14 protein-coding genes and 1 tRNA gene are annotated in these 15,175 nt (G+C 44.9%); 11 read left to right on the forward strand and 4 right to left on the reverse strand.

Translation table 11 applies throughout. The features are described from left to right. Positions 1 to 45: 45 nt before the first annotated feature. From DWW86_RS14605 to DWW86_RS14615, 3 genes are all read right to left on the reverse strand, one after another. Complete coding sequence (locus tag DWW86_RS14605; protein WP_117943817.1) at positions 46 to 1,077, reverse strand: 3-deoxy-7-phosphoheptulonate synthase; 1,032 nt, start codon at positions 1,075 to 1,077, stop codon at positions 46 to 48. Between the two features lie 102 nt (positions 1,078 to 1,179). Then, positions 1,180 to 1,743, reverse strand: a complete 564-nt coding sequence (locus tag DWW86_RS14610) for a M15 family metallopeptidase (protein WP_117943818.1) — start codon at positions 1,741 to 1,743, stop codon at positions 1,180 to 1,182. A 57-nt stretch (positions 1,744 to 1,800) separates the two neighbouring features. Further along, complete coding sequence (locus DWW86_RS14615; RefSeq protein ID WP_117943819.1) at positions 1,801 to 3,264, reverse strand: nicotinate phosphoribosyltransferase; 1,464 nt, start codon at positions 3,262 to 3,264, stop codon at positions 1,801 to 1,803. A 161-nt stretch (positions 3,265 to 3,425) separates the two neighbouring features. Here DWW86_RS14615 and DWW86_RS14620 point away from each other — a divergent pair. Beyond that, positions 3,426 to 3,497 (forward strand) — tRNA-Gln (locus DWW86_RS14620). A gap of 51 nt (positions 3,498 to 3,548) precedes the next feature. Here DWW86_RS14620 and DWW86_RS14625 read toward each other — a convergent pair. Next, positions 3,549 to 4,157, reverse strand: coding sequence for a GNAT family N-acetyltransferase (locus tag DWW86_RS14625; protein ID WP_117943820.1), 609 nt, complete (start codon positions 4,155 to 4,157; stop codon positions 3,549 to 3,551). Positions 4,158 to 4,352: 195 nt separating this feature from the next. On the opposite strand from DWW86_RS14625, the gene DWW86_RS14635 reads away from it, so the two are divergent. The 10 genes from DWW86_RS14635 to DWW86_RS14680 all read left to right on the forward strand — a co-directional run bounded on the left by DWW86_RS14635 (position 4,353) and on the right by DWW86_RS14680 (position 15,174). After that, positions 4,353 to 5,060, forward strand: coding sequence for an acyl-[acyl-carrier-protein] thioesterase (locus tag DWW86_RS14635; protein ID WP_117943822.1), 708 nt, complete (start codon positions 4,353 to 4,355; stop codon positions 5,058 to 5,060). A gap of 41 nt (positions 5,061 to 5,101) precedes the next feature. Then, a complete protein-coding gene (locus DWW86_RS14640; protein ID WP_117943823.1) occupies positions 5,102 to 5,944 on the forward strand; it encodes a CvfB family protein in 843 nt (280 codons plus the stop codon). Between the two features lie 40 nt (positions 5,945 to 5,984). Then, positions 5,985 to 9,452, forward strand: coding sequence for a DNA polymerase III subunit alpha (locus DWW86_RS14645; RefSeq protein WP_117943824.1), 3,468 nt, complete (start codon positions 5,985 to 5,987; stop codon positions 9,450 to 9,452). Positions 9,453 to 9,568: 116 nt separating this feature from the next. Next, positions 9,569 to 10,558: a 6-phosphofructokinase gene (gene pfkA / locus DWW86_RS14650; RefSeq protein WP_117943825.1), complete on the forward strand. Its 990-nt coding sequence runs from the start codon at positions 9,569 to 9,571 to the stop codon at positions 10,556 to 10,558. Between the two features lie 123 nt (positions 10,559 to 10,681). Beyond that, complete coding sequence (locus DWW86_RS14655; RefSeq protein ID WP_117943826.1) at positions 10,682 to 11,458, forward strand: TrmH family RNA methyltransferase; 777 nt, start codon at positions 10,682 to 10,684, stop codon at positions 11,456 to 11,458. Between the two features lie 26 nt (positions 11,459 to 11,484). Continuing rightward, complete coding sequence (locus tag DWW86_RS14660; RefSeq protein WP_117943827.1) at positions 11,485 to 11,925, forward strand: NfeD family protein; 441 nt, start codon at positions 11,485 to 11,487, stop codon at positions 11,923 to 11,925. A 1-nt stretch (position 11,926) separates the two neighbouring features. Further along, positions 11,927 to 12,871, forward strand: a complete 945-nt coding sequence (locus tag DWW86_RS14665) for an SPFH domain-containing protein (RefSeq protein ID WP_117943828.1) — start codon at positions 11,927 to 11,929, stop codon at positions 12,869 to 12,871. 108 nt (positions 12,872 to 12,979) lie between these two features. Further along, complete coding sequence (gene argF / locus DWW86_RS14670; RefSeq protein ID WP_072522592.1) at positions 12,980 to 13,981, forward strand: ornithine carbamoyltransferase; 1,002 nt, start codon at positions 12,980 to 12,982, stop codon at positions 13,979 to 13,981. Continuing rightward, a complete protein-coding gene (locus DWW86_RS14675; protein WP_117943829.1) occupies positions 13,978 to 14,784 on the forward strand; it encodes a biotin--[acetyl-CoA-carboxylase] ligase in 807 nt (268 codons plus the stop codon). Before argF ends, DWW86_RS14675 begins: the two co-directional genes overlap by 4 nt. 27 nt (positions 14,785 to 14,811) lie before the next feature. After that, positions 14,812 to 15,174, forward strand: a complete 363-nt coding sequence (locus tag DWW86_RS14680; protein WP_072522594.1) for a DUF6145 family protein — start codon at positions 14,812 to 14,814, stop codon at positions 15,172 to 15,174. The last annotated feature ends 1 nt before the right edge of the window (position 15,175 follow it).

Below are 15,175 nucleotides of genomic sequence, written 5' to 3' on the forward strand. Positions count from 1 at the left end.
CGAAAGTCTTCCATTTTTATTAACAGAGAGTTTATTGAAAATAAGTTAACATTTCTCAGCAATTTCGTAAATGAGACGTTCCGTATCTTCCCATCCGAGGCACGGATCAGTGATAGAGCAGCCCGGAGTCATGTGGTCACTGATGTCCTGTCTGCCCTCAAGCAGATAGCTTTCGATCATAACACCTTTGATCAGTTTGCGGAGATCCGGATTGTAGTTGCGGCTGTGAAGTACTTCGCTTACGATACGAATCTGTTCTTTGAACTGCTTGCCGGAGTTGGAATGGTTTACATCTACGATGGCAGCTGGATTTTTGAGATTTTTTTTGCCATACAGGTCATAAAGACGCATCAGATCTTCATAATGATAGTTAGGGATGGTCTGACCGTATTTGTTGACACCACCACGGAGAATCGTATGTGCAAGTTCGTTTCCGCTGGTTTCTACATCACAGCCACGGTAGATGAAGTGATGTGGGTGCTGTGCGGCAATTACAGAATTAAGCATAACGGACAGGTCACCACTTGTCGGATTCTTCATGCCGACCGGGATGTCCATGCCGCTTGCAGTCAGACGGTGCTGCTGGTTCTCGACGGAACGTGCACCGATTGCTTCATAGGAAAGCACATCATCCAGATAGCTTCGGTTTTCCGGGTAAAGCATTTCATCTGCTGAGGAAAGACCGGCTTCTTCAAGCACACGGATGTGCATCTTGCGGATTGCGATGATGCCGGCAAGAAGATCCGGGGCTTTATCCGGATCCGGCTGATGAAGCATGCCCTTGTAGCCGTCACCTGTAGTACGTGGTTTATTGGTATAGACTCTCGGAATGATCATTAACTTGTCAGATACTTTGTCAGCGACTTTTTTGAGACGATTGACATATTCGCAAACCGTGTCTTCGTTGTCTGCGGAACAAGGGCCGACCAGAACGACAAATTTATCTGATTCGCCGGTAAAAATACGACGGATCTCCTGATCGCGAAGCAGCTTGGCTTTCTGCAGCTCTTTGCTGAGTGGATATTCTTGCTTCAACACTTCCGGAAGCGGAAGCTGGTGATTGGTTTTCATAGACATAATTGTTTCCTCCATGGATATTTTCACACATATACTGTGTTTTTATCAGCTTTGAACAGTAGTATAACACGTTATTTTAAAAAAATAAAGTAAATTAACGCGTTAAACTGTCATAGTGCAGTTCTTTTTTTGAATAGTATAGTATTCATCCAGCGTCATGCCTGTTTTTGTAAGGTAGATGGCCAGGGTTCGGGTGACAAAACGGATATGCCAGGGTTCATAAGGATACCTGGTAATATCTTCTTTTCCGAGAGGATAGCGAAGGATAAAACCATAAAAAGGTGCGTGGGAGGCAAGCCAGCGTCCCTCCGAAGTATCTCCGAATTTTTCTGTAAGCTCCATCTGTACGGATGGACTGGAAAGATCAAGGGCAAGCCCGCTCTGATGTTCGCTGGTACCGGGAGCTGCGACGTAGGAACTGCCATGGAAAAGTTCTTTTTGGCGGTCATAGGAGCGGTAACCGGAGATACAGCACAGACTGATTCCTTCGTGCTGACTGCGACAGATCAGTTCTCTGGCAGCATATGCAGTCCTTTTTTCGAGAAGTCTTTTGGGATTGCCGGGAGCACAGTCAAATGGAAGTCCGATGTCGATCAGATCCGGTGGCACATAGTCCGGTGGAAGTGGATACTCTTTATTGATAAGACGTGTGTAATCAGTAATCATAAAAATCCCCCCTCATTTTCCAGTATATGAAAGTTGAGAGGGGAGTATGAAGCCTTTTTAATCGAGAGCTTTTTCGCTCATTTCTTCAAGAAGGTTTTTCTTAAGATCAAACAGCTTCTGAGAAAGGTCTACGTAAACTTTCTGCGGATTTACGAGACGGCGGGATTCATCCCACAGAGTATTCTGTTCTTTCTGGCAGTATGCACGCAGATCCATGACTTCAGGAGAAGTATAGACACGTTTGCCCTCACGGATGACTGGAACCAGAAGCTCACGGAGTTCATAGGTGCCGCTGAGGACTTTGGTCTTTTTCCATGTATCAGTCGGATCAAAAATGATCATAGTTTCCTCCGGATCAAAGACTTCGTCTGCGAGACAGATAAGATCAGCTTTGATCTTGCCGGTGGATTTGCTGTAAATACGATAAACGGTCTTGTTACCAGGATTGGTGACTTTCTCAGTGTTTTCGGAAAGTTTGATCTTTGGAGTGAAGGAACTGCTTCCGTCATCTTTGACTGCGGCGAGCTTATATACACCACCGAAAGCCGGGTTATCTTTGCTGGTGATCAGGTTGGTGCCGACACCCCAGGAATTGATTTTTGCATCCTGAGTCTTCAGGCTGTCAATCAGGTATTCGTCGAGGTCACTTGATGCAGAAATCGTTGCATCGTCAAAACCGGCAGCAGCCAGCATTTTGTAAGCTTCTTTGGAAAGGTAGGCAAGATCACCACTGTCAATACGGATACCGTAGTGAGTGAGCTGGATGCCCTCCTCACGCATTTCTTCGAATACACGGATCGCGTTTGGTACACCGGATTTCAGGACATCGTAGGTATCTACGAGCAAGGTACAGGAATTCGGGTACATTTTTGCATAGGTTTTGAATGCGGTATATTCATCCGGGAAACTCATGATCCAGCTGTGGGCATGCGTTCCGAGAACAGGCACATTGAACATCTGACCGGTGAGGACATTGGATGTTCCGGCGCATCCGCCGATCACTGCAGCACGTGCACCGTAGATGCCGGCATCCGGTCCCTGAGCACGGCGAAGACCGAATTCCATGATTCCGTCACCACGGGCTGCATAGCATACTCTGGCTGCTTTTGTGGCAATCAGACTCTGATGGTTAATGATATTCAGGATCGCAGTCTCAACAAGCTGAGCTTCCATGATCGGCGCGATTACTTTAACGAGAGGTTCGCGTGGGAAGACAACTGTTCCTTCCGGGATTGCATAAATATCACCGGTGAAATGGAATGATCTCAGATATTCCAGAAAGTCATCTTCAAAAATATGAAGGCTGCGGAGATATTCAATATCTTCATCACTGAAATGAAGGTTCTCAATATATTCAATCATCTGCTCCAGACCTGCTGTAATAGCAAAACTGCCGCCACAAGGATTCACACGATAGAACATATCGAAAATTACAGTCTGATTGGTCGGGTTCTTAAAATAGCCCTGCATCATGGTTAATTCATATAAATCGGTGAGCAGGGTCAGATTCATTGCTCTCATCTGTTATCTCCTTTTCTTTAAGGTTAATCTATTATACCATTATTCCCGTAGAACGGCACGAAATATTTTTTTGAAAAAAATTAAAAAAAGGGGTTGATTTTTTCGGAAGGCTGTAATATAATAACATTCGTCGCGAGCGATGAGCAAGCGAAAAACAATAAAGGGCTATCGCCAAACGGTAAGGCAACGGACTCTGACTCCGTCAGTTCAAGGTTCGAATCCTTGTAGCCCTGCTAAGTGGAGCACCTCGGAAGAGGTGCTTTTTTCGTATTTGTTACAGGAAATTACTTCATAAATTTCCTGTAACAGATGTCGGATTCTATATCCCTGAATTTTCGGATCTCAGGCTGATCTGTCAGATGCTCTCCAATCTGTTTTTCCATCCAGACCATGTTGTACCACGTGCGGAATTTGTATCCGCACTGATAAAATTCACCAACGAGACGATAGTCCATGTGTGTATGGAACTCGACGCTGTTGTTATTGAGGTGAGGGTCTTCTGTTGGTGTGCAGGCAATACATGCATTCATATTGAGAATGCCCTGTTTTTTTAATGCATTTTCCAGCGCATCATGGAGAAGCCCGCCGATACCGGAGTGCTTTAGATTCTGATCTACATAGATGGAAGTTTCAACAGCCCAGTCATATGCAGCACGCTCGTGAAACGGTCCTGCATAGGCATATCCCAGAATTGTGTGATCCTTTTCTGCAACAAGGTACGGGTATTTTTTCAGTGTGTGTGTGATCTGCCGGGCAAATTCCTCTGTGGATGGAACCTCATATTCAAAGGTGATGGCGGTTTCACGCACATAAGGTGCATAGATTGCAAGGAGTGCGGCTGCATCGTTGGGGGAGGCGGTACGAATGTGAATGTTGGAAGCGGCTGATGACATGATAATACCTCCGTTGAATTGGATGAATTTTGATGTTACTGTGGACGGTAACATTTTAATCCAGAATATTTTCTGCATTCAGCATACCACAATTGACCTTAAGATAAAAGACATGGTAAAATGGAAAACAGAGCAAAATGATTGTAGAATTGATGTGAACAGTAACATTGTAGAATTCTGAAAGAGAGTGAAAGTATGAAATATAGTTTCGGCGGTCGTGTCCGCTACAGTGAAATCGGGGAAAACGGTTTGCTGACGCTTCCCGGAGTTTTAAATTATTTTCAGGACTGTAGTACTTTCCAGTCTGAGGAAGTCGGACTTGGGATCAGTGTACTGAAAGACTGGAAGCGCTTATGGGTATTGTCTGCATGGCAGGTGATTGTTGAACGCTATCCGGCAATGGGCGAGGAAATCAGGACATCTACCTGGGCGTATGGATTCCGTGGATTTATGGGCTTTCGTAACTTCACGATGGATACGGCAGATGGCGAACGGCTGGCCTATGCAAATACTTTCTGGACGTATATCCATGCAGAGAATGGTTTTCCGGTAAAACTGACAGAGCGGGATACAACTGCATATGGAATAGAAGAAAAACTTGATATGGATTATGCACCGCGAAAGATCCTTTTACCGGAGGAGACGCAGCCACAGGAAAGTTTTACTGTACAGAAACATCATCTGGACACCAATCATCATGTAAATAACTGTCAGTACGTGCAGATGGCAATGGATTATCTGCCGGAAGATTTCTGCATTCATCAGATGAGAGCAGAATATAAGCAGCAGGCAAGATTAAATGATGTCATCTGTCCGGCAAGAGCAATCGAGGATAATAAAACAACGATCCTTCTGAATGATCAGAAGAATGAACCATATGCGGTCGTTGAATTTGAGAGATAAGCAGCATAATAAATCACAGAAAATCAGTATCGGAGGAAAATATGATTGAATTAGGAAAGAAACAGACTTTATTTATCGTAAAATCTGTAGAATTTGGAGTATATCTGGCAGAAGATATGCATGCAGATACGAAGCATCAGGTGCTTTTGCCGGCAAAGCAGGTTCCGGCAGGCAAAAAGGATGGAGATAAGATCGAAGTATTTATTTACAAAGATTCACAGGATCGTCTGATCGCCACAACGAATGAGCCGAGACTCACAGTAGGCGAGGTGGGTCTTCTTAAAGTAAAACAGGTGACAAAGATCGGAGCATTCCTTGACTGGGGACTGGAAAAAGACCTTCTTCTTCCGTATCATGAGCAGACAACAAGGATTTTTGAAGGACAGGAATGTCTTGTTGCTGTTTATGTGGACAAGAGCAGTCGTCTCTGTGCAACCATGAAAGTTTATCCTTATCTTTCTAAGGAGACACCGTACAAGGAAGGTGATCAGGTAAAAGGCCGTGTATACCAGATCAGCGAAAACTTCGGCGTTTTTGTTGCGGTAGATAATAAATATACAGCACTGATCCCGGCAAGAGAGGCAAAGGGCAAATACCGTCCGGGTACTGTGCTGGATCTCCGTGTCACAAGAGTCAAAGAAGACGGCAAAATGGATGTCAGTGACCGTCAGGAGGCATATCTGCAGATCAGCGAGGATGCAGAGAGTGTACTTGGAATCATTGAGGAATTTGCAGGAGTACTTCCGTTTGATGATAAGGCATCTCCGGAAGTTATCCGCCGGGAATTCGGTTTGAGTAAAAATGCATTCAAGCGTGCCGTAGGACACCTTCTGAAAGAAGGAAAAATTCAGATTAAAGATCGCAGGATCTATCTGGTGAAATAACTGTACATTAAATTGGACATATAGAGCAAAGGACGAGATTATGAATTTTACACATCTTCATGTTCATACAGAATACAGTCTTCTGGATGGTTCCAACAAAATAAAAGAATATGTAGACCGTGTCAAGGCGCTTGGCATGGACAGTGCGGCCATTACAGATCATGGTGTCATGTATGGCGTGATAGATTTTTACCGCGCAGCACGGGCAGCAGGAATCAATCCAATCCTCGGCTGTGAGGTTTATGTGGCACCGGGTTCCCGGTTTGACCGTGAAGCGGGAAGCGGCGATGACCGTTATTATCATCTGGTGCTTCTGGCAGAAAACAATCAGGGTTACAGTAACCTGATGAAAATCGTATCAAAGGGATTTGTTGAAGGATTTTATTATAAACCACGAGTGGATCTTTCGCTTCTTGAGAAATATCATGAAGGAATCATTGCATTAAGTGCGTGCCTTGCCGGCGAAGTGGCGAGATTTCTCACAAGAGGGATGTATGAAGATGCAAAAAAGGCTGCTCTTCGTTATCAGGATATTTTTGGCAAAGGGAATTTCTTTCTGGAACTGCAGGATCACGGCATTCCGGAACAGCAGAATGTCAATCAGCAGCTTCTGAAAATGCATCGTGAGACAGGAATAGAACTTGTTGCGACCAATGATGTGCATTATACGCTTGCAGAGGATGCACAGCCGCATGATGTACTGCTCTGTCTTCAGACAGGTAAGAAACTGACAGATGAAGACCGTATGCGTTATGAGGGCGGTCAGTATTATGTGAAATCTCCCGAAGAAATGGAACGTCTTTTTCCATATGCGCCGGAGGCGCTTGAGAATACACACAAGATCGCACAGAGATGTCATGTGGAAATTGAATTCGGTGTGACAAAGCTTCCGAAATTCGATGTTCCGGAAGGTTACACTTCATGGGAATATCTGAATGAGCTTTGTTTCAAAGGATTGGAGGAGCGTTACCAGCCAGTCACAGAAGAACTGAAAGAGCGGTTAAATTATGAATTGTCCACGATCAGGAATATGGGCTATGTCGATTACTTCCTGATTGTGTGGGACTTTATTAAATATGCGCGCGACCATGACATTATGGTAGGACCGGGACGAGGTTCCGCTGCAGGAAGTCTGGTTGCCTATACTTTGGGGATCACACAGCTGGATCCGATCCGGTATGATCTGCTGTTTGAGCGTTTCCTGAATCCGGAACGAGTATCCATGCCGGATATCGACGTTGACTTCTGTTTTGAACGAAGACAGGAAGTTATCGATTATGTAAGACGTAAATACGGGGATGACTGTGTCGTACAGATCGTTACATTTGGTACACTGGCGGCCCGTGGTGTTATCCGTGATGTCGGTCGTGTTATGGATCTTCCATATGCACAGGTGGATACTATTGCAAAAATGATTCCGCAGGAGCTGAATATCACGATCGACAAAGCGCTGCAGATGAACCCTGAACTCAAAAAAGTCTATGAGGATCAGAAAGAGATTCATGATCTGATTGATACGGCGAAGCGTCTTGAAGGACTTCCCAGACATACATCCATGCATGCGGCTGGTGTTGTGATCAGCCAGAAGGATGTTTCAGAGTATGTGCCGCTTTCTCGGGCATCCGACGGTTCGATCGTTACACAGTTTACGATGACGACACTTGAAGAACTCGGACTTCTGAAAATGGACTTTCTGGGTCTTCGTACGCTGACAGTTATTCAAAATGCCGTGCATCTGATCGAACAGGATGCCGGTGTGAAGCTGGATATGCAGCATATTGATTATAACGATAAAAAAGTCCTGGATTCTCTCGGAACCGGCCGTTCTGACGGTGTATTCCAGCTGGAAAGTGCGGGAATGAAGAACTTCATGAAGGAGTTGAAGCCGCAGAGCCTTGAGGACGTTATTGCGGGAATTTCTCTGTACCGTCCAGGTCCGATGGACTTTATTCCACAGTACATTCGTGGCAAAAACCGCCCGGATACGATCAAATATGACTGTCCACAGCTGGAGCCGATTCTGAAACCGACTTATGGCTGTATCGTATATCAGGAGCAGGTTATGCAGATCGTACGTAACCTGGCCGGCTATACGCTTGGAAGAAGCGATCTTGTGCGCCGTGCCATGTCAAAGAAAAAAGCCGCAGTCATGGAGAAAGAGCGCCAGAACTTTGTTTACGGAAATGAGGCCGAGGGAGTTCCGGGATGTATTGCAAACGGGATTTCCGAGCAGACTGCAAATAAAATCTATGATGATATGATCGATTTTGCAAAATACGCGTTCAATAAATCTCATGCAGCAGCTTATGCAGTCGTTTCTTATCAGACGGCGTTTTTGAAATATTACTATCCGGTGGAATTTATGGCTGCGCTTATGACATCGGTGATTGAAATGCCGACAAAAGTGGCAGAATATATTCAGGTATGTCGGCAGATGAATATTAAGATACTTCCGCCGGATGTCAACAGAGGTGCATATGGATTTTCTGTGGATAATGGCGCGATTCGTTATGGGCTTTCTGCGATCAAGAGTGTGGGCCGCCCGGTCATCAATGCGCTGGTAGAAGAAAGAGAAGTAAAGGGCGAGTATCGTTCTCTGAAGGATTTTATCGAGAGACTGACAGGAACGGTCAACAAGCGTGCAATCGAAAACTTCATCAAAGCCGGTGCACTGGACTGTCTGGAAGGCAACCGCCGTCAGAAAATGCTTGTTTACAGTCAGATCGTGGACAGTATTGCACAGGAAAAGAAAAATTCTTTTGTCGGTCAGATGAGTCTGTTTGACCTGGTAAGTGATGAAGAAAAGAAAGAATATGAGATCCGGATGCCGGATGTGGAAGAATACGACAAAGAAATGATCCTTGCTTTCGAGAAAGATGTACTCGGAATTTATCTGAGCGGTCATCCGCTTGAAAGATACCGTAACATCATGGAAAAAATGATATCTGCAAAAACTACGGATTTCCAGCCGGATGAAGAATCCGGTATACCGAAAGTGTATGATGGACAGAAGGTGATTATTGGTGGAATGATCACGGAGAAGACGATCAAATACACCAGGAACAATAAGGTAATGGCATTTCTTACTGTGGAGGATCTGCTTGGCACTGTCGAGATCGTGGTATTTCCGCGTGATTACGAGAAATGGCAGTCAATGCTTAATGAGGACGCGCGTGTATTTGTGCAGGGACGTGTCAATGCAGAAGACGACAAGCCGAGTAAGTTGATCCTTGAAAAAGTCAGAGCTTTTGAGGATATGCCGCAGGAGCTTTGGATCCAGTTTAAAGACAAAGCCGAGTATGCCGAAAAAGAGCAGGAACTTCTTGAGACGCTGAAAGGATATGCCGGTGTTTCGGCAGTTGTGATCTATCTGAAAGATGTAAATGCGATGAAGCGCCTTCCGGCAGGATATCACGCACGGATCAGCGATTCCCTGACAGGTGAACTCAGGAAAAAATATGGAGAATCCAACGTTAAAGTTGTGGAAAGAGTATTGAAAAACTTCTGAAAATGCTTTACACTATACAACGAATATGTGTAGAAGATATAACTAAGATTTCCTATTATAATATAATTTTTCGAATACAGATTATAATTCGAGATCTGGAGATGGAGGAATGAATCATGGCAGAGAAACAGATAAAAACCATCGGTGTACTTACAAGTGGCGGTGATGCTCCGGGAATGAATGCTGCGATCCGTGCGGTTGTAAGACGAGGACTGAGCAGCGGACTGAATGTAAAGGGTATTTACAAGGGATACAACGGACTTCTGAATGAAGAAATCGTTGATATGTCTGCCAGAGATGTATCAGATACAATCGAACGTGGTGGAACAATCCTTTATACAGCAAGATGTGCAGAATTCCGTACACCGGAAGGTCAGCGGAGAGGTGCTGAAATCTGCAAAAAACATGGAATCGACGGACTGGTAGTTATTGGTGGTGACGGTTCTTTTGCAGGTGCACAGAAGCTTGCTAACCTTGGAATCAATACGATTGGTGTTCCGGGAACAATCGACCTGGATATTGCATGTACCGAGTATACGATCGGATTTGATACAGCTGTAAACACAGCAATGGAGGCCATTGATAAGGTTCGTGATACTTCCACATCTCATGAAAGATGCAGTATTATTGAAGTTATGGGACGTAACGCAGGATACCTTGCTATGTGGTGCGGTATTGCCAATGGTGCAGAGGATGTCCTGATTCCTGAGAAATATGATTACGATGAGCAGAAGCTGATCAACAATATCATCGCAAGCCGTAAGGCAGGAAAGAAACACCACATTATCGTAAATGCAGAGGGTATCGGCCATTCAGAGGCAATGGCAAGACGTATCGAAGCTGCAACCGGTATTGAGACACGTGCGACCATTCTTGGCCACATGCAGCGTGGTGGTAATCCGACATGTAAAGACCGTGTATATGCATCTATGATGGGGGCACTTGCAGTAGATCTTCTTGTACAGGGTAAATCCTGCAGAGTTGTTGGATATCGTCATGGCGAGTTCATGGACTTCGATATCAACGAAGCGCTTGCAATGCAGAAAGATGTTTCCCCATACATGTGGGAAGTTTGCAATTCTCTTTCTCATAATTATTCTAAATGATATCAGGTAGAATTGTGAGAGTGCATAGCACGAAACAATTCGCAGGTATCAAAAAACCAGCATAATATTTACATCGGAGGCAACCATCAGGTGGCCTCCGTTCTGGATTAAAGGAGCAATTATATGATTACCAGTGCACAGAATACACAGGTGAAAAATGTGATCAAACTCAATCAGAAGGCAAAAGCCCGCAGAGAGCAGGGGCTTTTTATCGCAGAAGGAAGAAAGATGTTTCTGGAAGCGCCAGATGACTGGATCGAGAAGGTCTATGTGGCTGAATCTCTGCTTGACGATGAGGAAATCATGCAGAAAGCAAAGCGTTTTTCCTGGGATGCAGTTGAAAACAGTGTTTTTCGCCAGATGAGTGACACACAGACCCCGCAGGGAGTTCTGACTGTTCTCAGACAGCCGTCCTATCAGATAGAGGATCTTCTGAAGCAGGAATCACCTCTTCTTATGGTGCTTGAGGACCTGCAGGATCCGGGAAATGCCGGAACGATCATCCGTACAGGGGAAGGTGCCGGCATCGGAGGTGTTTTTCTTACAAAAACCTGTGTGGATATCACTAATCCGAAAGTTATTCGTGCAACAATGGGATCTATTTACAGAATTCCTTTTTTCTACGTAGAAGATGTGGTATCATTAAAGCAGAAACTTCAAAATTGCGGAATCCGTTTTTTTGCAGCACACTTGCAGGGTAAAAATGCATACGACAGGGAATCCTATCAGGGTGGAACCGCTTTCCTTATCGGAAACGAAGGCAAAGGACTGACTGACCAGGCAGCAGATGCTGCGGACTGTCTGATCCGTATCCCGATGTGCGGTCATGTAGAATCCCTGAATGCAGCAATGGCAGGTGGCATACTGATGTATGAGGCTGCGAGGCAGAGACGGAATTGATGCCGTGATCCGGAAGGAGGAATAAGATGGAACCGATAATGTGGCTTATACTTTTGGCCTGTTTTCTGGTAGTTGAGGCAATCACAGTAGGATTGACTACGATCTGGTTTGCGGGAGGCGCACTTGTTGCGGCAATCGCTTCCGGTCTGGGAGCGGGAATCCTGATCCAGTGGGTTCTGTTTCTGGTCATTTCACTGGTACTTCTGATCTTTACACGTCCGCTTGCCGTGCGTTACATGAACAAAGGCGTACCAAAGACGAACGTTAACAGTCTGATCGGCGAAAGAGCAGTAGTGATTCAGAAAATTAACAATCTGGAACAGTCCGGACAGGTTCGGATCAATGACATCGAGTGGATGGCAAGGACATCTTCCGATGAAGTAACAATACCGGAACATGCAATTGTTACAATTGAAGATGTTCAGGGAGTAAAACTGATTGTAAAAGAAGAAACGGAGGGTAAGTAAAATGGCAGGAATTATTATTTTTATCGTGCTGGTAGTTCTCGCACTCTGGATACTGGCATCCTGTATCCGCATTGTGCCGCAGGCATATGCAATCGTTGTAGAACGTCTTGGTGCTTACAAAGAAACATGGAACACAGGTATTCACTTTAAGACACCATTTATTGACCGTGTAGCGAGAAGAGTAAATCTGAAAGAGCAGGTAGTGGACTTCCCGCCACAGCCGGTTATCACAAAAGATAACGTAACCATGCAGATCGATACGGTTGTATTTTTCCAGATCACAGATCCGAAGCTTTTTGCATACGGAGTTGAGAACCCGATCATGGCAATCGAAAATCTGTCTGCGACAACACTGAGAAATATCATTGGTGATATGGAACTCGATGAAACACTGACTTCCCGTGAAGTAATCAACACAAAAATGCGTGCATCTCTGGATGTTGCCACAGATCCATGGGGAATCAAAGTCAACCGGGTAGAGCTCAAAAACATCATTCCTCCGGCTGCTATTCAGGAAGCCATGGAAAAACAGATGAAAGCAGAGCGTGAAAGACGAGAAGCTATCCTTCGTGCAGAAGGTGAGAAGAAATCTACGATCCTTGTTGCAGAAGGTAAAAAAGAATCTGCAATTCTGGATGCAGAAGCTGAGAAACAGGCTGCAATCCTCAAAGCAGAGGCACAGAAAGAGCGTATGATCAAAGAGGCCGAAGGTCAGGCAGAGGCTGTACTGAAAGTACAGCATGCTAATGCAGAAGGTATCCGTATGATCCGTGAAGCAGGTGCAGATCAGGCTGTTCTGACGCTGAAGAGTCTGGAAGCATTTGGCAAGGCCGCAGACGGCAAAGCTACAAAGATCATTATCCCATCTGAGATTCAGGGACTTGCAGGTCTGGCTTCCTCTCTGAAAGAAATCGTTACAGAGGACAACACAGATACCAGGGAGTAACTATTTAGCAGGCAGCATTCCGCGAGGCATTTTGGCTCGTAACTGTGAGAGTGCAGAGCACGCAACAATCCGTATGTACTGAGATAAGTTAAAAAGAGGAGATTTATTATGAACTTAAAGGGACGGAATTTTCTTACACTGAAAGACTTTACACCGGAAGAAATCACATACATGATCGATCTGGCAGCAGAATTAAAAGCAAAGAAAAAAGCCGGAGAACTTCATGAATATTACAAAGGCAAAAACATTGCCCTGATTTTTGAAAAAACAAGTACCAGAACACGTTGTGCATTTGAAGTAGCTGCTCATGACCTTGGAATGGGCAGTACATATCTGGATCCGACAGGTTCCCAGATCGGAAAGAAAGAGAGCATCGCTGATACAGCAAGAGTTCTCGGAAGAATGTACGAGGGAATCGAGTACAGAGGTTTTGGCCAGGATATCGTAGAAGAGCTTGCAAAATACGCAGGAGTTCCAGTATGGAACGGTCTGACAAATGAATATCATCCGACACAGATGCTGGCAGATATGCTGACGATCCGTGAGCATTTCGGTGACCTGAAAGGCCGTCGGCTGGTTTACATGGGTGATGCCCGTTACAACATGGGTAACTCCCTGATGATCGCATGCTCCAAACTTGGTATGCATTTTGTAGCCTGCACAACAAAGAAATACTTCCCGAATCAGGAACTGGTTGACCTGTGCAAGACCTATGCAGAGGCTTCCGGCGGAAGCGTAACTCTGACAGAAGACGTAGAATCCGGAACAAAGAATGCTGACGTTATTTATACAGATGTATGGGTATCTATGGGCGAGCCGGATGAAGTATGGGAAGAACGTATCAAAGACCTGACACCATACAAAGTAACATCTGCAGTTATGAAAAATGCAGGAGAAAAGGCAATCTTCCTTCACTGTCTGCCGGCATTCCATGATCTCAAGACAAAGATCGGCAAAGAAATGGGAGAACGTTTCAACCTGACTGATATGGAAGTTACTGATGAAGTATTCGAATCTGCACAGTCACATGTATTTGATGAGGCAGAAAACCGTATGCACACGATCAAAGCAGTGATGGTAGCTACTCTTGGAGAGCCGGAGACAAAATGAGTGTAATACCTTATAATACAGATACAATTTCAAATGAAATACACACAGAATGGGCGGGCAAAACCGTCCATTTTGCAAAAGAAATCGATTCTACGAATGAATGGTGCAAGCGCCTCTCGAAAGAAGATGCCGTACATGGGACACTGGCGGTTGCAGAATTCCAGTCTGCCGGTAAGGGAAGACTCGGACGCAGATGGGTTGTGCCGGAGGGGAATTCGATTATGATGTCGATCCTTCTGAGACCGGACTTTGAGCCGCGTTTTGCATCCATGCTGACACTTGTCATGGGATTGAGTGTGGCGCAGGCGGTCAAAGAACTGGGGGTGGACGTTTCTATTAAATGGCCGAATGATGTTGTAGTTTCACGGAAGAAAATCTGTGGAATTCTGACAGAGATGGGCCTTGAAGATGGTAAGATCCGCGAAGTTGTGATCGGGGTCGGAATCAATGTCAATCTGGCAGAAATTCAGGAAGAACTCAAAGATAAAGCAACTTCTCTTTATCTGGAAACAGGGAAGACTTACGACAGAAATCTTCTGATCGGCCTTGTTATGGGCAAATTTGAAAAGAACTACGGGAAATTTGTACAGACCTGTGATCTTTCACTGATGATCGATGATTACAATATGATGCTTGCAAATAAATGTCAGCCGGTTAGAATATTGGATAAACTGGATCCGTACGAGGGCGTGGCGCTTGGTATTGACCGCGAGGGAGAACTTCTGGTGCGGGTAGCAGATGGCAGAATCCGCAAGGTGTGTTCCGGTGAGGTGTCTGTGCGTGGACTGTACAGTTATGTGTGAGCAATTATAATACAAGGAGTTATTTTTATGTATCAGGAAAATGTTGTGCTCTGCGGTGCAAGCGCCTATGAGCAGAAATATTATTTTAATCAGGATTTTGATTCTCTGCCGGAATCTGTAAAGCAGGAACTGCACATTATGTGCGTGCTTTATACAGAAGAGATTGGAGGTATCCTGACGTTGGAGTTTGATGATAACGGAAGCCTTCAGTTCAAGACAGAAGCTCTCGATGCTGATGCAATGTATGATGAAATCGGCAGTGTTCTCCGAATCAAAAAACTGCAGACTGAGAAGAGAGAACTTCTGGAATCTCTGGAAATGTATTATCGGGTATTTTTCCTCGGCGAAACAATTGAAGACGATGGGGAAAATGTGGATAAAGGAAACTGAT

This window comes from Ruminococcus sp. AF17-22AC (assembly GCF_003460065.1).
Lineage (GTDB): Bacteria > Bacillota > Clostridia > Lachnospirales > Lachnospiraceae > Blautia_A.